The organism is Anabaena azotica FACHB-119 (assembly GCF_014697625.1).
Taxonomy (GTDB): Bacteria; Cyanobacteriota; Cyanobacteriia; order Cyanobacteriales; family Nostocaceae; genus Trichormus; species Trichormus azoticus_A.
Genome location: NZ_JACJSG010000017.1, coordinates 18,422 through 36,924, shown reverse-complemented (window position 1 = coordinate 36,924; position 18,503 = coordinate 18,422). Strand labels below are relative to the sequence as shown.

13 protein-coding genes are annotated in these 18,503 nt (G+C 42.1%); 4 read left to right on the top strand and 9 right to left on the bottom strand.

What is annotated here, in order from left to right:
* Nucleotides 1-621: 621 nt before the first annotated feature.
* The gene (locus H6G83_RS14070; RefSeq protein WP_190473097.1) at nucleotides 622-1,329 is read left to right on the top strand and encodes a sugar transferase; all 708 of its coding nucleotides are present in this window, start codon (nucleotides 622-624) and stop codon (nucleotides 1,327-1,329) included.
* Here H6G83_RS14070 and H6G83_RS14065 read toward each other — a convergent pair whose 3' ends face one another.
* Nucleotides 1,330-2,169, bottom strand: a complete 840-nt coding sequence (locus H6G83_RS14065; protein WP_190473094.1) for a carbohydrate ABC transporter permease — start codon at nucleotides 2,167-2,169, stop codon at nucleotides 1,330-1,332.
* A 382-nt stretch (nucleotides 2,170-2,551) separates the two neighbouring features.
* On the opposite strand from H6G83_RS14065, the gene H6G83_RS14060 reads away from it, so the two are divergent.
* Nucleotides 2,552-3,301 carry a cupin domain-containing protein gene (locus tag H6G83_RS14060; protein ID WP_190473091.1) on the top strand — a complete coding sequence of 250 codons (750 nt, stop codon included), beginning with the start codon at nucleotides 2,552-2,554 and terminating at the stop codon, nucleotides 3,299-3,301.
* A gap of 234 nt (nucleotides 3,302-3,535) precedes the next feature.
* On the opposite strand, the gene H6G83_RS14055 is transcribed toward H6G83_RS14060, so the two are convergent.
* The 5 genes from H6G83_RS14055 to H6G83_RS14035 form a co-directional block, all read right to left on the bottom strand.
* Nucleotides 3,536-4,114, bottom strand: a complete 579-nt coding sequence (locus H6G83_RS14055; RefSeq protein WP_190473088.1) for a 5-formyltetrahydrofolate cyclo-ligase — start codon at nucleotides 4,112-4,114, stop codon at nucleotides 3,536-3,538.
* A 219-nt stretch (nucleotides 4,115-4,333) separates the two neighbouring features.
* A complete protein-coding gene (locus H6G83_RS14050) occupies nucleotides 4,334-5,278 on the bottom strand; it encodes a GDP-L-fucose synthase family protein (RefSeq protein ID WP_190473085.1) in 945 nt (314 codons plus the stop codon).
* A 22-nt stretch (nucleotides 5,279-5,300) separates the two neighbouring features.
* Complete coding sequence (gmd, locus tag H6G83_RS14045) at nucleotides 5,301-6,380, bottom strand: GDP-mannose 4,6-dehydratase (RefSeq protein WP_190473082.1); 1,080 nt, start codon at nucleotides 6,378-6,380, stop codon at nucleotides 5,301-5,303.
* An 818-nt stretch (nucleotides 6,381-7,198) separates the two neighbouring features.
* The gene (locus H6G83_RS14040; protein ID WP_190473390.1) at nucleotides 7,199-7,957 is read right to left on the bottom strand and encodes a sugar transferase; all 759 of its coding nucleotides are present in this window, start codon (nucleotides 7,955-7,957) and stop codon (nucleotides 7,199-7,201) included.
* A gap of 109 nt (nucleotides 7,958-8,066) precedes the next feature.
* Entirely contained in the window at nucleotides 8,067-9,212 is a 1,146-nt protein-coding gene (locus H6G83_RS14035) for a glycosyltransferase (RefSeq protein ID WP_190473080.1), read from the bottom strand.
* A gap of 293 nt (nucleotides 9,213-9,505) precedes the next feature.
* Here H6G83_RS14035 and H6G83_RS14030 point away from each other — a divergent pair, with 293 nt between their 5' ends.
* The gene (locus H6G83_RS14030; RefSeq protein ID WP_190473077.1) at nucleotides 9,506-10,444 is read left to right on the top strand and encodes an NAD-dependent epimerase/dehydratase family protein; all 939 of its coding nucleotides are present in this window, start codon (nucleotides 9,506-9,508) and stop codon (nucleotides 10,442-10,444) included.
* Nucleotides 10,445-10,562: 118 nt separating this feature from the next.
* Here H6G83_RS14030 and H6G83_RS14025 read toward each other — a convergent pair whose 3' ends face one another.
* Together H6G83_RS14025 and H6G83_RS35925 are read right to left on the bottom strand one after the other, a co-directional pair.
* Complete coding sequence (locus H6G83_RS14025) at nucleotides 10,563-11,861, bottom strand: cation:proton antiporter (protein ID WP_190473074.1); 1,299 nt, start codon at nucleotides 11,859-11,861, stop codon at nucleotides 10,563-10,565.
* A 33-nt stretch (nucleotides 11,862-11,894) separates the two neighbouring features.
* On the bottom strand, nucleotides 11,895-12,017 hold the full coding sequence (locus H6G83_RS35925; RefSeq protein ID WP_277876339.1) for a hypothetical protein: 123 nt from the start codon (nucleotides 12,015-12,017) through the stop codon (nucleotides 11,895-11,897).
* Here H6G83_RS35925 and H6G83_RS14020 point away from each other — a divergent pair.
* Nucleotides 12,016-13,380 carry a cytochrome P450 gene (locus tag H6G83_RS14020; RefSeq protein WP_190473072.1) on the top strand — a complete coding sequence of 455 codons (1,365 nt, stop codon included), beginning with the start codon at nucleotides 12,016-12,018 and terminating at the stop codon, nucleotides 13,378-13,380. The two genes, H6G83_RS35925 and H6G83_RS14020, sit on opposite strands and share 2 nt — an antisense overlap.
* Nucleotides 13,381-13,555: 175 nt before the next feature.
* Here the strand turns inward: H6G83_RS14020 and H6G83_RS14015 are convergent, their stop codons facing one another.
* On the bottom strand, nucleotides 13,556-18,436 hold the full coding sequence (locus H6G83_RS14015) for a WD40 domain-containing protein (RefSeq protein WP_190473069.1): 4,881 nt from the start codon (nucleotides 18,434-18,436) through the stop codon (nucleotides 13,556-13,558).
* Nucleotides 18,437-18,503: the final 67 nt, after the last annotated feature.

Here is an 18,503-nt window from a genome sequence, read left to right as displayed (position 1 = left end):
TCGAGATTCACCAACTAGAGTGGTTCTCTTTCTGACTTTTCACGGCATCTAGAAGACCTCTCTCTTGAAAAGTTCTGATTGGAGGAAGCCTCCGATCAGACTTTTCGCTCCTACAAGGAGAGAGGCTTTGATTTCTCCCCCTTCCCTGCCTTTGCTACGCAACGCTACCGCGAACGGCACGCTACGCGAACGTAGGGAAGGGGGCTGGGGGGTTAGGTCTGACGTTGGCTTTTCCACATAACGTGAAAAGTTAGGTTCTCTTTCCCTCCTAATGCTGCGCGTAGCTTGCTTCCACAGAGTGGTAAGGCTGCGCTTACCAACCGGAGGCAGGAGTTATAAAATCTTGATACCTAAGATTAAGTCTTGTTTTTGTACCTCACTTACTTGCAAACTGCTGTGGGTATCGCACCCCACTCTCCTCATTCCTGCGAGAGCGAAACCTACAACATTTTTTCACTCAGCTTCACTAAAAAATTACCAAAGCTTAAAATGCCACAGTTAAATTAAAAGATTTAATGAACTGTGAGGAACATATTTTATCTCTATGAGGCTTTTTGTGTATATTTATACTTGACAGGAGATTATATATTCACCCAAACAGTTAAAATATAATTTATAGTTATGTCTTTACCTGATTTGAATCCTACACCGAATAATTTTGTAGTGGATGGATTAGCTGTTGTGAATTATCCCATGAGTGCAAGGTTTTTACAACAGTCTTTACACCCTTCAACTATTAGCGTTATCAAAAGAATAATTGATATTTTAGGGGCTATTGTAGGGTTGATAATTACAGCCATAATCACAATTCCCATAGCAATATTTACTATTATTAATGATCCAGGGCCAATATTTTATTCTCAAATTCGTTGTGGTCTCAACGGTAGACATTTCCGTATTTGGAAATTCCGTTCTATGGTGGTAAATGCAGATAAAATCAAGCATTTGGTGAAAAACCAAGCTCAAGGTCACATTTTCAAAGCGATTAATGACCCGCGTATTACCCCTATGGGTAAATTTTTACGTCGTACCAGTTTAGATGAGTTCCCCCAATTTTGGAATGTTTTGCTAGGAGATATGAGTTTGGTGGGAACCCGTCCGCCTACACCTGATGAAGTGGTTCATTATCAGCCACATCACTGGCAAAGATTAAGAGTTAAGCCAGGGATAACTGGAGAATGGCAAACTAAGGGTCGTTCTAACATCAAAGATTTTGAAACTATTGTGCAGATGGATTTAGATTATCAGCGTAAGTGGTCTATAGCTTATGACCTGAATCTGATATTGAAAACTATCTGGGTGGTGTTGAGAAAAAACGGTGCTTGTTAGTTAACCTTTGACACCACTACCAATATCTGTTTCTACAATGTAACGCTGTAGGATGAGGAATAGTATTAGCACAGGTGCGATCGCAATTACTGAACCAGCAGCGACTAACCGCCAGTCAAGGGAAAATGTCCCCGCCAGTTTCGCTACACCCAAAGGCAAAGTATACAAGTTCTCATCTTGAATTACAATCAAAGGCCATAAAAAGTCACTCCAAGAGCCGATAAAGACGAAAATAGCTAGAGTGACCATCGCTGGTCTAACTGCTGGTAGCATAATGTGCCACCACAAACCCAACTCAGAACTACCATCCATCCTGGCTGCTTCTTCTATTTCCTTGGGGACACTCATAAAAGCTTGCCTTAATAAGAAAATGCCAAAAGCAGAAGCCAAGCTAGGAAAAATCATGCCGAGATAAGTATTACGTAATCCTAACTGTACCGTCAAAATGTACAGTGGAATCATCACGATTTGAAAGGGAATCATAATCGTAGAGACGATCGCAATAAAAATCCAATCTCTCCCCGGAAATGATAGCCTTGCTAAGGGATAAGCAGCTAAAGCCGAAAATAAGAGATTTAAGCCGACAGTCAGCACTGCGACTAAGGTACTGTTGTATAAGTACTGGGCAAAGGGTAAAGCATTCCAGACCTGAAGAAAGTTGTCTACAGTCGGTTGCATCGGGATCAACTGCGGTGGCGACTGAAAGATATTTTCTGTAGGCGATTTTAAAGCAGTGCTGATGAGCCAGAGTAGCGGGAAAAGTGTGAGTAGAGCGATCGCACCCAATAAACCATACATTACCAGAATTCGCCACCTTGAGTTTTGCATTTTCCAATTCATCAACTTCCGTATTACAAACCAACCTCCACCCAAGTTTAGCTAAGATATGATGCTTGTGAAGTACCAACACTTCTGCAAGCACTAACTGTTTGCGTCCTGTCTCATTTGCTACTGCTCTGTTGGCAACATTTTAAAAACAATGTGCGTTACCAAAAACGCTCCAAGTCTTATATAACTTGCAGAATACGAGAAATTTTGATACTAAATAGCTTTTTTTACGTAAAAATACGTAAAAAACTAGCAACTTGATAGCTTAAAGTATTTATCTGTAAAATATTTATGTACTGTTGATTATGGGATAAATGGACAATTTATCCGCATTAATACAGCAGTTACCTAATACTCTCAAATCGCTGCTCTTAAGTACAACTAAAATCTGACTATGGCATCTTCTTCAGTTCAGTGGCAACCACAAAAAATTAATGAAAATTTACTCAGTCGCACGGCAGTTTTATACAATTCTTTAACTTGGTATCCCACAGTTTATACTGGGATTTTATTTGGTTGTTTTGAGTCTGATCAAGAAGTTCAAGAGCATCCAGTGACAATGCTGACTAAATTTGAGCCAGGGGGCTTTTTTGAGCTACATGGTCATCCAGGTGGAGAAGAAATTTTGGTTCTTGACGGTACTTTTAAAGACGAAATTGGCGTGCATCCTCCGGGAACTTATATGTTAAACCCGGAGGGTTTTATCCACCGTCCCTACAGCGATGAAGGATGTTTAACCTTTGTGAAATTACGCCAACATGGCGGAAAAACTCGTCAGCAAGTTAGAGTAAATATTTTTGAGTTGCCCTCGCAACCTGGAGTTATTCCAGAAATTCAAGTTAAACCAATTTATGAGCAGATAGATTACTCAGAGAAAGTCTGGATTGAACAGTGGCAGCCTGGTACTAGTTTATCTGATGTCGTCGAGACTGAGGTTAAAGAAATTTTTGTGATTCAAGGAACTTGGAGTGATGAGTTAGGGGATTATCCGCTTTACAGTTGGGTGCGTTATTCACCAAATTGCCCTTATAGCCCTGCTTCAAAAGATGGTTGTCTTATTTATGTTAAGACTTATCCTGCCGATAACACAAAGAGGTTTATTGTTGGCGAGGATTTTCAACAGGTAGGTGAAGACAAGTTATAGCAGGGGACAGGTGATAGGTGACAGGTAATATCGTGTCCGGTAAAAGACTTATCATTAAGACTGCAAGGGGGCAGGGGGCAGGGGGAGAAAGACTTTTCACCTTTTTGCACAGATGCACCGAATTACAACTAATTAGGCGGACATGATATAACAGGGCTGAAAGCCTTTGAAACTAAAGGTTTTAAAATTGTATGATGTCCTAACCTATCAGAAGACTGCTATAACTGTCAGAGGTTAACAGAAAACACAAGAAGATGTTTCTGTCAAGACTGCTTGTAAAGGCTGATCCCAAGTTTCTACAGGCAGTTGTGGCAAATAAGCGAAATCAAAGATAATGCCGATAGTTGGCTTTGTTGACCATTCTGGAGAACTCAACAGACGGTCATAGTAGCCACCACCATACCCCAAACGGTAGCCTCGATGGTCACAAGCAACGCTGGGAACGAGAATTAAATCAACTTCAAGAGAATTGATAATTGGTGCTTGCGGTAATGGTTCTTTGATACCGTAGGCATTTGTATTTAAAGGTTCTCCAGGTGTCCAACTATGCCAGTATAGGGATTCACCAACGCAGCGAGGAAAGCCCCAACGGTGCGTAGTGGTGGCAAATAAAGGGCTGAGGTCTGGTTCTTGACGAAAGCTGAAATAGGCAAGTATAGTTTTTGCTTGGGTAAAAAGCGGGGAAGATTGCAAGAGAGTACAGATGCGATCGCTTTTTTCTCGCCATTCCCCAACAGACATCGACCGCCGAGTTTGAATTAAACCCCGACGTAGTTCTACTTTACTTTTTTGATAGTTACTTGCTTGGTTCAATTTTAGGGACTGGGGACTGGGGAGTAGGCTTGTCAGTTAACCCAGAGGGTTCGGCAGTTCGGACTCGACGGAAACCGCCTTCCCTATGGGACATTTCGTGAACGCAAAGCGTCCCGTAGGGAAGGCGCAGCTTCTCTTAGAAAAGACTCCGACTGCCTCACAGTCATCAGTGAACAGTTAACATCACCTGATAACTGATAACTGATAACTGATAACTGATTAATTAGCGTTTTGCCGATACCAATCAATGGTATTCTTCAATCCCTGCTTAAAGTCTACCTGGGCGGTGAAATTAAAAGCTTGCTTGGCCCGTTCGGTATCTAAACAGCGACGGGGTTGACCGTTGGGTTTATCGGTTTCCCAAATGATTTCGCCGTCAAATTCCATCAATTCACAGATGAGAGTGACTAGATCACGGATAGAAATTTCATAACCTGTTCCCAGATTCACGGGTTCAGAATCATTGTAGAATTGAGTTCCCATGACAATGCCCCGCGCTGCATCTTCAGAATAGAGAAACTCACGGGTAGGACTACCATCACCCCAGACGGGAAGTTGTTTGTCACCCCTGACTTGGGCTTCATAAACTTTGCGAATTAATGCGGGGATAACATGAGAACTTCCGGGGTCAAAGTTATCTTCCGGCCCATATAAATTTACTGGCAGCAAGTATATACCATTAAAACCATACTGCTGACGATAAGATTGCAATTGGACTAAAAGAGCTTTTTTCGCCACCCCGTATGGTGCATTGGTTTCTTCTGGATAACCATTCCACAGGTCATCCTCTTTAAAGGGTACTGGGGTGAATTTGGGATAAGCACAAATTGTCCCTACACAGACAAATTTTTCTACTCCAGCTTGATGGGCTGCATGAATTAGCTGAGTTCCCATGATCAAGTTATCGTAGAATAACTCGGCGGGTTTCTCCCGGTTGAGTCCGATACCGCCGACATGGGCTGCTAGGTGGATGATGATGTCTTGTTGATCAACGGCGCGTTGGCAGTTTTCCCAGACACGCAAATCCAAGTCGCGCGATCGCGGTACAGTAATCTTAGCTGTATCAGCCCCAGCCTGACACAGCTGATCTATTACCTGACGACCCAGAAACCCAGCCCCACCAGTGACGAGAATTCGTTTATTTTTTAGTTCTAAGGAAGTCATATTTTCATCCTTGGCAGATTAATCAGAAGTGGAGTACACCCAGTTCTTGACGAATAGTAGCAAGATCCTGTGGCAGCAATGAACCATGACCATTAGGTGAAGTCTGACCAAGGGCTTGCAGGTCTGCTTCTACCATTAACGCCACCAGTTCCTCAAAGGTGACAGAAGGCTTCCAGCCTAATTTCTCTCTTGCTTTAGTGGAGTCACCAATTAATAAATCTACTTCTGCGGGGCGGAGATAACGCTCATCAAACTCTACATAATCTTGCCAGTTAAGATTTACATGATTAAATGCCAATTCTAAAAATTCACGTACAGAGTGGGTTTCGCCTGTAGCGATGACATAATCATCTGGTTTGTCTTGCTGCAACATCAACCACATTGCCCGCACATAATCCTTGGCATAACCCCAATCTCGCTTAGAATCAAGATTACCCATATAGATTTTTTTCTGCTTACCTGCAACAATTAGAGCCACGGCTCTAGTTATTTTGCGGGTAACAAAAGTTTCCCCTCGACGGGGTGATTCATGGTTAAAAAGAATACCATTACAAGCAAACAAATTGTAAGATTCACGGTAATTTACTGTTTGCCAGTGAGCATATACTTTAGCACAAGCGTAAGGACTACGGGGGTAAAAGGGTGTAGTTTCGCTTTGAGGTACGGCTTGTACTAAACCATACATTTCTGAAGAACCAGCTTGGTAAAAGCGTACTTCAGTACCTGTACGATGCTGATAGTCACGAATTGCTTCTAATAACCGCAGTGTCCCCATGCCTACAGCATCTACTGTATACTCTGGTGAATCAAAGCTGACTCTCACATGAGATTGAGCGCCCAGGTTGTAAATTTCTGTGGGTTTAACTTCTTCCAAAATCCGGCGCAGTGTCGTACCATCGGTTAAATCGCCGTAGTGTAGAAATAAGCGTACCCCTTCTTTGTGGGGGTCTTCATAAATATGATCGATGCGGTCTGTATTGAAGGTAGAAGTTCTGCGAATAATACCATGTACTTCGTAACCTTGTTCTAATAGAAATTCGCTTAGATATGAACCATCTTGACCAGTGATACCAGTTATTAATGCTCGCTTATTTTGGCTCATACTTTGTGTATTTCCTTTTGCTGTGATGACATTTTGCAGGTCAATTGATACAACCTAACAGGTAATCACTAAATTACCTAACGGTAAACTTACGTGTTTTAATGAATACGTGGATTGTATCGTAAATAAATCTACTTAATATAGAGCTATTTTTACCAAAAAAGTTAAGGCTTGAGTTGGACAAGCTAGTCTACTTGGGGCTTCTTACCTATGTCTCTAAGATTTGACTGATATTTTTCTTTGCTAAAACTTTACACAGATGCCAGTTTTATTAAGCGGAAATTAATTCATATAAGCATTTAGCTTGATTTCTGATCAACAGGGGACAGAGGTCGGCAAAGAAACTAGGTAGAAATGTATTTATAGTAGGACTTACGCAAGTGTCATCATCAAATTAACTCAATAATTTCGTACATATTCAAGGATTTTCTACATCTGACGCACCCTACCCCAAGCGCCAGTTGCATAAGTCCTGATAAAATCAGGAATGATATCATGTCCGCTTAATCACTTATCATATCTTCGGGGTTGGTAATTGGTAATTGGTAATTGCTAATGGTAGAAAACAATTACCTATTAGCTATTACCCATTACCGACCAAAACAACCATATTATAAGTAATTAGCCGAACTTGATATGAGTCATAAATATTATTTGATTTTAGTTGGCAGCTATGATGTTCAAATTAGTTAAAGATATATATTTGATAATAGTAATAGGTGGTAGGTAGATATTTTTCTATGACTTATTATCAAATGCACATGATATGAATTTTCTTAAGGGGCAAAAAATGCCCCTAGCAAAAAGAAACGTTTTTGTCAGTACGCTCCGTTGTTTTTGGGCATAATTACCACATCAATTGTTTTCAATATGATCCATAAGTCCAACCAAAGAGTTCTAGATTTAACGTAATGTAAATCGATTTGCACTCGTCGGGGATAGGGAATGTCATTACGTCCAGAAACCTGCCATAATCCAGTGATCCCCGGTTTAATTGTCAAGACTTGCTCAATATGATGACCATATTTTGGTAATTCTTCTTCAACTAGGGGACGTGGGCCAACAACACTCATATCCCCTTTTAAAACGTTCCAGAATTGGGGAAATTCATCCAAGCTAGTGATTCGCAAAAATCTACCAATCTTCGTAATTCTTGGGTCTTTTTTGAGCTTAAAGCTGCTTTCAAATTCCTGTCGCAACTGTGGTGAGGTTTCCATCATCTGCACGAGGATTTCGTCAGCGTTGCTGACCATTGTCCGAAATTTAATACAATTAAAGGGTTTGTAGTTTTGGCCGATTCTTTCTTGGACATAAAAAATTGGGCCTTGGGAGCTTAAAGCAATCAGCAAGGCCAAAATTAAGTAGACTGGTGAGAAGAGAATCAACACCAATAACGAAAACACAATATCGAAAAGTCTTTTCGCAAACTCTCCGTTGATACCTTGCAAAGACAAACCTTTGGGTTTGATTTTAGGTGTCTTTGTTTTTTGACCACGCTTGACAGTAGAACGCATAGACGAGCTAGCATTTTGCTGTAAGCGTCGCTTGCCGGAGAGGAGTGAACTCTGGGCAGTCATCATACTCCTTAATAATCCACACCACACATAGTCCCAATCTTAAAGCCAAAAGGAGGTGCTTCTGGGGTTAAATTGCCAAAAGCATACAAAACAATTAAAAAAATTTTGCCTAACCTGCTAAATTAGGCTTTTGTTGATGGCACTGGTCGATAAAATCTAGATAGCGCTTGGCAAAGTTTTGCGGGGAAAACTCAGCAGCGTGCGATCGCATATACTCAGGGTCAAGAGCATCTTGATACATTTCAAATTTCTCCACTGCCTCCACCAAAGCTGCTTCTGTTTGCATTTTAAAAAATATACCTGTTCCTGTATCTTTATAAAATCGTACATCCCTAACAGTTTCCGTTGCACCCCCCATACCATAAGCAATTACTGGAGTCCCACAAGCTTGTGCTTCTACCAAAGCTATGCCAAAATCCTCACGGGCAGCATAGACAAACGCTTTGGCTGTTGCCATATACTTTTTCACTACATCATCAGGTTGCCATCCCAGAATTTGAATATTAGAGTTAGCTAGCTGGCGAATCTCTTGCATCTGTGAACCTGTACCGATAATTACTAATGGTCTTTGTAATGTATTAAACGCTTTAACAATTAGAGATACTTGTTTATAGCTCACTAATCGGGAAACTGTTAGATAAAAATCCTCTTTCTCTGGTAAAAAGGGAAACTCTGCTACATTTACCGGGGGATAAATAACTGCGGCTTCCCGGCGATAGCAACGCCATATCCGCTTGGCTGTGTAGTGAGAATTGGCAATAAAGTAGTCCACTCGATTAGCACTTAATACATCCCATTGGCGGAGACGATGCAGCAAATATCGGGTTATCCAGCCAGCTACGCCACTCCCTAGCTTGCTGTACCGTAAATAATCAAAGGTTAAGTCCCAGGCGTAACGCATGGGACTATGACAGTAGCAAATATGTAATTGGTCAGCAGTAGTTAGGACTCCTTTGGCGACTGCATGGGATGAAGACAAAATTACGTCGTACTGGCGTAAGTCTAATTGTTCAATCGCCAAAGGTAAAAATGGCAGGTATTTTTGGACACCTTCACGGGCGAAAGGAAAGTGTTGGAGAAAAGTTTTGCCAATCTGACGTTGATATAAATAACTTTCAGGGTTTATGGACTCAAAGTCAATGAGGGCGTATAAATCGGCATCAATGTGATTCAGGATTTCTCGCACCACGAGTTCTGAACCACCAGTGGCTTTTGGTGTCAGCCACTCATGAACAAGAGCATATTTCAAGGGCACAGCTAACTTTAAGATGTAGAAGATAACTTAAGCAATGTGTGAGGTTAACTGCAAAGTTTCCCTTTGTGACCAAGACATGGGAAGCCCCCAGATAAAACCACAAGACGTAATTCTTCGAGGAGAGGTTCCAGAGGGATACAGCAACCTGATAACCTCAGATTGGGGAGAGGGAATAGGTTACAGGTTATAGGTTACAGGTTACAGGTTACAGGTGATTTTCTATGACCTGTCCCCAGTCCCCTGTCCCCAGTCCCTAACAGTTCCCAGTCCCCAGTCCCTAACAGAGGTAACGTATGAGAATTTTAATTATCGGTGGTACTAGGTTCATTGGTGTTTATCTTACTCAAATTCTTGTGGAACAAGGACATGAAGTAGTACTTTTTAATCGTGGTAATCGACCGCTACCAGTTTTACAGGGAGTAGGACAAATTATAGGCGATCGCACCGATGCCACGCAGCTTAAAGATAAATTGTCACAAGAAAATTTTGATGTGGTTTTTGACAATAACGGGCGGGAGTTAAGCGATACTCAACCACTGGCGGAAATTTTTCAAGATAGGGTGCAGCATTTTGTTTATATGAGTTCTGCGGGGGTTTACCTCAAATCTGACCAATTACCCCATATCGAAGGTGATCAGGTAGACCCCAAAAGCCGCCACAAGGGTAAACATGAGACGGAAGCCTATTTACAACAAAAAGGATTACCCTTTACTTCGATTCGTCCTACCTACATTTACGGGCCGCTTAATTATAACGATTTAGAAAGCTGGTTTTTTGATCGAATTGTACGCGATCGCCCAATTCCTATTCCCGGTAACGGCTTACATATCACTCAACTTGGTCATGTCAAAGATTTAGCCCAGGCAATGTCGCAAGTGATTGGGAATCAACAGGCGATTGGACAGGTGTATAATGTTTCTGGCGATCGCTACGTCACCTTTGATGGTTTAGCCCGTGCTTGCGCCCAAGCAACAGGCAAATCACCCGATGAGATTAAAATTATCCATTACGACCCGAAAAAATTTGACTTTGGCAAACGCAAAGCCTTTCCCATGCGTGTACAACATTTCTTTGCCTCAGTCAACAAAGCACAAACCCAGTTAAATTGGCAACCCCAATACGATTTAATTTCCGGGTTAGCTGACGCTTTTGAAAACGATTATTTAGCAAATGGACGGGATAAAGCCGAAATAGATTTTTCTGTAGACGAGGAAATTCTCCAAGCTGAGTAAGGAGTGCTGAGTATTCATGTGAGTTCGATAGATAAGATTTGACCCCTCTCCAAACCTCTCCCCTAAAAGGAGAGAGGCTGAAAAACCCCTCTATTTAGCCCAGTCCCCAGCACTCAACCTACTCTACCTCACTCAAAGTTTCCGGTGCAGCAATTTTCTTCTCTTTTGCAATGCTGCGTTCGTACCAATTCATTAAGGGCGTAGTAGAGATGCCATGTATAATCACAGAAACTACCACTGTGGTGTAGGTTATCCAAGCAATTTGTTCGCCTGCTTCGTCTTTTAAACCATTACCTAAAGAGTAGGCAAGATAATATAAGGAACCAACACCACGAATCCCAAACCAGCCAAATAACCAACGGGTTCCCGGATGGAAGTTGCGGCGGTGGGAGTCTAAAGGACGTTTGCCAATGGTGCTGATCCAGGCTCCCACAGGTCTAATAATTAAGAATAGGAAAATCATGATGATGAATGACTGATAGCCATAGTTAACTATAGGTTGCCATAACAATATTGAACCTAATAATAAAATTGTCCCAATTTCTAAGAGTTTTTCTAATCGTTCGACAAATTCTAATTGTGCTAATGGTCTTTCAGGGTTGCTATAACTATCTTGGACGACTAAACCAGCAATAAATACCGCCAAAAATCCATAACCATTAACAATTTCCGTGAGAGAATAGGTTAATAAAATTGCACTAATAGCGACAAAATCCTCCATCAAGGCATCAGCAGAACGGCGATTTTGCACTTTCTGGTCAATCCAAACTATGGCTTTACCGACAATAAAACCCATAACCAAACCAGCAGCGATCGCCCAAATTAAATCAACTGCCACCCATTGTTTAAACCAGTTGTGCCAATTGTTATCTTTAATGGCAAACAGTCCAAAATAAACAAAGGGAAAAGCTAAAGCGTCATTTAGCCCACCCTCGGAAGTTAAACCGAAGCGTAACTCATCTTTATCATTAATATCTGTTAGTTGAACTTCTGAAGCTAATACTGGGTCTGTAGGGGCAAGAATCGCTCCTAATAATATAGCTTCTCCCCAACCCATACCTAATAAAAATCTACTTACAAGGGCGATGCCAACAATGGAAATAGGCATTAAAAAGCCGATGAGACGGCTTGTAATATCCCAAACACCACGTCTAAATGGATTGATAATTTTTAATCCACAACTAAAGACGGAAACAATAACCACAAATTCTGTAATCTTCTCTAGTAATGAGGCATTAAATACATCATCTTGCCGTAATCTTATTAAATTAAAGCCGTAAGGGCCAAGAATTATACCTACAAATAAATATATCAGCGAAAAAGATAGAGGTAAACGCGAAATCCAACCAGAGCCTAATGTAACGACTAGCAAAAGTAGACCAATTACAAATAGTTCAACAATATAACTGTCTACCATATAAATTAGGTATAAAAAATTTAATTAACTAGGTTATTCTAGTGGCGATCGCCTATTAATCCAAAATATCCAGGGATAGATTTTATCAATAAATTTTCCAGTTATTTCTACTTCTGTTAGCTTAGTGGAGATAGTGCCAATAGGAGCATTTGTCATGAAACTTCCAGATAGTCCACAAAGCCCAAAATTTATACAGCTATTGCAGTGGATTTATCAGCCATTGCAATTAATGGAAGCATCTGCCAAAGCTCACGGTGATTGTTTTACACTGTGGCTAACTAATCAACAGCCAATGGTGTTTTTAAGTAATCCTCAAGCAGTACAGCAACTTTTTACTGCGCCATTAGAACAGTTAGATGCTAGAGCTTCAGCGCAAATTTTACAACCTTTATTAGGGGAAAACTCTTTACTGTTGCTGTCTGGAGAAACTCACCAACGTCAGCGTAAGTTATTAACGCCACCTTTTCATGGCGAAAGGATGAAAGCTTACGGTGATATCATTACTAACATCACCACAGAAGTTATCAGTAACTGGAAACTTGGTCAACCTTTCTCTGTGCGTAATTCCATGCAGGAAATCGCCTTGCGGGTAATTTTACAAGCAGTTTTTGGTTTAAGTGCAGGAGAACGTTACACCAAACTAGAAAAACGCTTGTGTGACATTTTAGATTTAACTGCTTCTGGCTTGCGTGCGTCTCTGTCCTTTTTCCCTGCATTACAAGTAGATTTAGGTCGCTGGAGTCCTTGGGGAAATTTCTTGCGTCAACGAGAGGAAATCGACCAACTGCTTTATGCGGAAATTCAAGACCGCAGAGATCATCCAGACCCATCGCGGACTGATATTCTGACCTTAATGATGGCGGCGCGGGATGAAAATGGCGAACCCATGACCGATGTCGAGTTACGTGATGAATTGATGACTTTGTTAGTCGCTGGTCATGAAACCACCGCCTCAGCTTTGACATGGGCTTTATACTGGATTCACAAACTACCGTCAGTGCGTGAAAAACTTGTGGCTGAGTTAGATAATTTTGGTGAAGGCGACTTAAACGAACTCACTCGCCTACCTTATTTAACGGCTGTATGTCAGGAGACATTACGCATTTACCCCATTGCGATGGTTACTATTCCGCGTATTGTCAAGACACCTCTAGAAATAGGTGGTTATGAATTTGCACCGGGAACAATGCTTGTAGGCTGCATTTATTTAATGCACCGCCGACCAGATTTATATCCCCAACCGCAAGAGTTTCAGCCAGAACGGTTTTTAGAAAAGCAGTATTCCCTATACGAGTATCTACCCTTTGGGGGCAGTAATCGGCGCTGTTTGGGAATGGCTTTTGCCTTGTATGAGATGAAATTGGTGTTGGCGACAGTGCTAAAAAATCTAGATTTAGCATTAGTGGATAACTATCCAGTCAAACCCATCCGCCGAGGTGTCACCTTAGCACCTTCTGGCGGTAAATGGTTAATTGCTACTGCACAGCATCAAAAAACCAAAAATCCTGTTGAGGTGTAGTTGATGGTGTAGGCGATCGCATCTATTATTTCATGTGGTGCGATCGCTCACAAAACCACAAAAAATCCCCCTCATCTCCAGTTCCCCTCCTGGGAGGGGCTAGGGGTGGGTTACTCCCTCATCTCCCTCATCCCCCTCATCTCCAGTTCCCCTCCTGGGAGGGGTTAGGGGTGGGTTACTCCGTAATTCCCACACACAATTTTCTATCCTCCTCACTCGCAGTTGGATTTTTCACATAATATCGCAACCACTTACAACCCCGCAGCAACAACTGGTCTAAACTCTCCACAGGCCACAACCGCGCTGTCTTGTCAGAGGAGGCGGTGGCGATGATTTTGCCGTCGGGGCTGAAACTCATACTTAAGACAATGCCCTGATGCCCTTTCAATTCCCGTAACAGTTGCCCCTGGGCTGTCCACAACCGCGCTGTCCCGTCAGAGGAGGCGGTGGCGATGATTTTGCCGTCAGGGCTGAAACTCACACTATAGACCCTGCCCTGATGCCCTTTCAATTCGCGTAACAGTTTCCCGTCAGATGTCCACAACCGCGCTGTCTTGTCAGAGGAGGCGGTGGCGATGATTTTGCCGTCGGGGCTGAAACTCACACTATAGACCCAGCTCTGATGCCCTCGCAATTCCCGTAACAGTTGCCCCTGGGCTGTCCACAACCGCGCTGTGTTGTCAGAGGAGGCGGTGGCGATGGTTTTGCCGTCGGGGCTGAAACTCACACTTCTGACCCAGCCCTGATGCCCTTGCAATTCGCGTAACAGTTGCCCCTGGGCTGTCCACAACCGCGCTGTGTTGTCAGAGGAGGCGGTGGCGATGGTTTTGCCGTCGGGGCTGAAACTCACACTATAGACACTGCCCTGATGCCCTTGCAATTCGCGTAACAGTTTCCCGTCGGTTGTCCACAACCGTGCTGTCTTGTCAGAGGAGGCGGTGGCGATGGTTTTGCCGTCAGGGCTGAAACTCACACTATTGACCCAGCCCTGATGCCCTTGCAATTCGCGTAACAGTTGCCCCTCGGTTGTCCACAACCGCGCTGTGTTGTCATCGGAGGCGGTGGCGATGGTTTTGCCGTCGGGGCTGAAACTCACACTATTGACCCAGCCCTGATGCCCTTGCAATTCGCGTAACAGTTGCCCCTGGGCTGTCCACAACCGCGCTGTTTTGTCAGAGGAGGCGGTGGTGATGGTTTTGCCGTCGGGACTGAAACTCACACTTAAGACAATGCCCTGATGCCCTTGCAATTCCCTTAACAGTTGCCCCTGGGCTGTCCACAACCGCGCTGTCTTGTCATCGGAAGCGGTGGCGATGGTTTTGCCGTCCGGGCTGAAACTCACACTTCTGACCCAGCCCTGATGCCCTTGCAATTCCCGTAACAGTTGCCCGTCGGCTGTCCACAACCGCGCTGTTTTGTCAGAAGAGGCGGTGGCGATGGTTTTGCCATCAGGGCTGAAACTCACACTATAGACACTGCCCTGATGCCCTTGCAATTCCCGTAACAGTTGCCCGTCGGCTGTCCACAACCGCGCTGTTTTGTCAGAAGAGGCGGTGGCGATGGTTTTGCCGTCGGGGCTGAAACTCGCACTTAAGACAATGCCCTGATGCCCTTTCAATTCGCGTAACAGTTGCCCCTGGGCTGTCCACAACCGCGCTGTGTTGTCAGAGGAGGCGGTGGCGATGGTTTTGCCGTCGGGGCTGAAACTCGCACTATTGACCCAGCCCTGATGCCCTTTCAATTGATTGAGTTCTTGAATCTTGCTTAAAATACTATCCAAGGCAAACATCGGGCTAATAGCTGGGTATTTTTCCAGAGAACGACCATCTTTAACCAATGTTTTCAAATCTTTAGCACTCTTCATTGCCGACACCAAAGCTTCCAACTCTGCATATTCAAACTGTCTTAAAGCATTTACCCCCGACCGTTCTAGTTCTGTTCCCTTCTGTGCTTCCTGTTGGGCTGCTTGCGCCTGTTTCAATGCTAAATTTGCTTTTTTTAAGGTTTCATTAGCTTGTTTAGCTTTATTTTCTGCATCTCGTTGCTGTCTTTGTGCCTCTTCTGTTTTCTTTCTAGCCTCTATTACATTTGACTGGGCTGCGTCAACTCTTTTTTTCGCTTCGGCGTTATCGTTTTTTAATTTTTTTGCTTGCTGCTGTTCTTGATCCAATTTTGCTTGAGCAGCTTTTAGATTTGAATTTGCATTTTGTGTATTCTTCCGTGCTTCTGTCAACCTTGCTTCTGCATCTTTCTTTTTATCTTCTAAATTTTTTGCATTCTTTATTAATTCTTCTTGTTGCTTTTTCGTTTCTTGTAAGCTTGTATTTGCTGTATTGTATTTTGCATTAGCATCATTTGCCCGATTAACCTGATTCACCGCATACACATAAGCTAAACCAGCAAATATCAACAAACCTATTGCTAAACTAGAACTTACTTTTAAACTCCTACGCCCTTGCTTAATTTTCTCCTCAGCTTCTTTTTTAGCCTCCTCTAATATCTGCCTTGCTTCTTGTTCCTGCTTTAACTGCGCTTGTGTTTTCTTTAACTCTTCTAATATTTCATTCCCCTGCTGCTGCCGAATAACAGCCACTAAATAATCATGCACCAATTGATAACGGTCAGCAGGTAATTCTGGTAACAACAATACTAACCCAGACTGAACAAAAATCTCTAAAACCAAATCTAATTTATCAACTTCTGCCGCCAAATTATCTACCAACTCAGCACGAGTTTTTAGCGGTCTTGTGCCATTTTCATCTGTAAGTAAATATAAAACTAATCGCGCAGCCCGTTCATTGTCCACACCACAATCTTTAATTACATCTTCTAAAAATCGCTCAACCAGTTTTTCTTTAGTACCTGCTCGCCGATACTGTTCTAAAGTAGTGATATTCTCAGTTTGTAACTGCGCCCCCACAATTTGCAACTCAATCGGTCTGACTTCTGCCAATTCCCCTGCTAAATCACTAACTAATCGCTCAATCAGTCCATCATCTAAATGAAACTCGGTTCTCTCAGTCAAACTTTGAATAACTTTTTTAGTATTTTCTATCGAAAAATTACCTAAATAATAACGTATACTCTTATCTAAGATATTATTATTAACAGCACCCAAATCAAATAAACGTTCTAACTCTAATAAATAATGTAAATAATCTTCCCGCAAAGACAGCACAACCTTCACAAAAGGAATATCTAAACAAATCTGCAAAAATTTATAAAAGTCTCGCCGTTGTGCTTTATCTTGATAAACAAAGAAGAACTCTTCAAATTGATCAAAAATTAACACTGTCAGCAAATTGCGTTGATTATTCTGGTGTAATTGCTCAATCATCACTGCGGTTGAGTTTAACTCAACAGCTAACTTATCTCCCCGCAACGTCTCATAAACCTCTGACAAACGCCGTCCCAACACTCCCACCCAATCTGAATAAACCCGCACCAAAACAGGTAAAGCATCTCGCGCTTGTATAGATTCTTGCTGCAAAGCAGGGATTAAACCCGCTTGTAAAATTGAACTTTTACCTACCCCAGATTGACCATGAATCACAATTAATTTATGTTGATTACTACTAATCTTATTTCTTAGTCCATCAACATCTAATTCCCGCCCAGAAGCCCTAATTTCATCAGCAATTGTTTCTGCCTTTATGCCTGACAACTGTGCAGTATTAATCTCTTGACGTTGGGGATTCAGATAAGAAGCACCAACAAATGCTCTAAACTTATATTGTTGTTCTATTTGTAATTGCAGCAACTTCAACCTAAAAGCTTTGAGATATTCGCCTGCATCAAAATACCAACGACGCAAAGTTTCTAAAATTTTAATATAAAGCCTGGGATTATATTGATGATTGCTCTCATCTTTAGCTAACTCTAAATTAGTAATAGCCTCACCAATTTGTTGTAAACCATATTGAGAGCTTGCCAAAATCAACCGATACAAACCACGCTCATTAATTGGCTCATGAGATATACTTTCACTGTTTTGTAATGCTTGTTGAGCGAATTTCTGCGCTTCATACCACCGCAATTTATTTAAAGCCACCTCAGCCAAAAAGCCATAACATTGAGCTACCTGCAAGGCTGAACCATAATTTTGCTGTAGCTGCAAAGATTTTTGTGCCAGAATTTGCAACTCATCCCAAGCTTGCAAATGTCGCAGTACCTCACCCAATTTATTAATATACTTGGCAACTAAATTGCTAAATTGTCCTGCTTCTAATATTGTAATAGCTGCTTGGAAATAATCTCTAGCTGTTTTCCAACCTACCTGCTGCTTTTGCGCCTGACGTTCCCAAGCCAAACCCAAATGATATGATAAAATACCTTGCCTTTTTAAATGATGATTTGCTTGCCAAAACTCTAAACTCTGTTGATAATTTTCTAAAGCAGCATCTATATGATCATGTAGATATTCATACCAACCCTCTACAAATGCCAAACTAGCTCGCAAAGTTGGGTTTAATTCCACTCCCCAATGCTGTAAATCTTGGTTAGCCTGTGTTAATTCCCAACAAACCTGAACAGTAGGGATAATATCACCATGAAATATCTCATCGGTGATTTGTTCAATTAAATCAACTAACTCATAGGTGGAACTTGCAAATACGACAGTAGTAGACCAACTTTCTAAATCAGTGGCTAACCGAATCAACTTTTGCAGAACTTGGTCATTTACCCATAATAAAACAGGAAAACGAAAGTTATTTCTAAACTCCTCTCGTACCCGGTTAGCTGCATTCAGTACTGTATCAATATCTTCCGCTTCCTCCAAACCAAACACCATTAACGCTGGTGGCTGTTCTTCACCTAATTTTTCAGCTAGGCTGGTATACAGCGTTGTCACTGATTTTTGTAAGGTAATTTCCCGTATTTCTATAGGACAAAGTTCGTGGAGTCTTCTGGTAATTCGCCTACGTAAATCAGTATAATTACAGCGTAATAAAATCAGCGAAAATTCTCCCTGAGAAAAGGTAATTGCTCTGACTAGAGTTTGTAATGCAGTCTCGTTTTCTGGCGTTAAAATTTCTCCATCATGGTGATTATTCATAATGTGAATTGTGTGGCAGTAGTTTTGTAACCTTTTAACTCTGTGTCTCTGTGTCTCTGTGGTTTAA

Coding starts and splice junctions, on each gene's coding strand:
- H6G83_RS14070 (WP_190473097.1), top strand. CDS start 622: ATGTCTTTACCTGATTTGAATCCTACACCGAATAATTTTGTAGTGGAT.
- H6G83_RS14065 (WP_190473094.1), bottom strand. CDS start 2,169: ATGAATTGGAAAATGCAAAACTCAAGGTGGCGAATTCTGGTAATGTAT.
- H6G83_RS14060 (WP_190473091.1), top strand. CDS start 2,552: ATGGCATCTTCTTCAGTTCAGTGGCAACCACAAAAAATTAATGAAAAT.
- H6G83_RS14050 (WP_190473085.1), bottom strand. CDS start 5,278: ATGACTTCCTTAGAACTAAAAAATAAACGAATTCTCGTCACTGGTGGG.
- gmd (WP_190473082.1), bottom strand. CDS start 6,380: ATGAGCCAAAATAAGCGAGCATTAATAACTGGTATCACTGGTCAAGAT.
- H6G83_RS14040 (WP_190473390.1), bottom strand. CDS start 7,957: ATGACTGCCCAGAGTTCACTCCTCTCCGGCAAGCGACGCTTACAGCAA.
- H6G83_RS14030 (WP_190473077.1), top strand. CDS start 9,506: ATGAGAATTTTAATTATCGGTGGTACTAGGTTCATTGGTGTTTATCTT.
- H6G83_RS14025 (WP_190473074.1), bottom strand. CDS start 11,861: ATGGTAGACAGTTATATTGTTGAACTATTTGTAATTGGTCTACTTTTG.
- H6G83_RS14020 (WP_190473072.1), top strand. CDS start 12,016: ATGAAACTTCCAGATAGTCCACAAAGCCCAAAATTTATACAGCTATTG.
- H6G83_RS35925 (WP_277876339.1), bottom strand. CDS start 12,017: ATGACAAATGCTCCTATTGGCACTATCTCCACTAAGCTAACAGAAGTA.
- H6G83_RS14015 (WP_190473069.1), bottom strand. CDS start 18,436: ATGAATAATCACCATGATGGAGAAATTTTAACGCCAGAAAACGAGACT.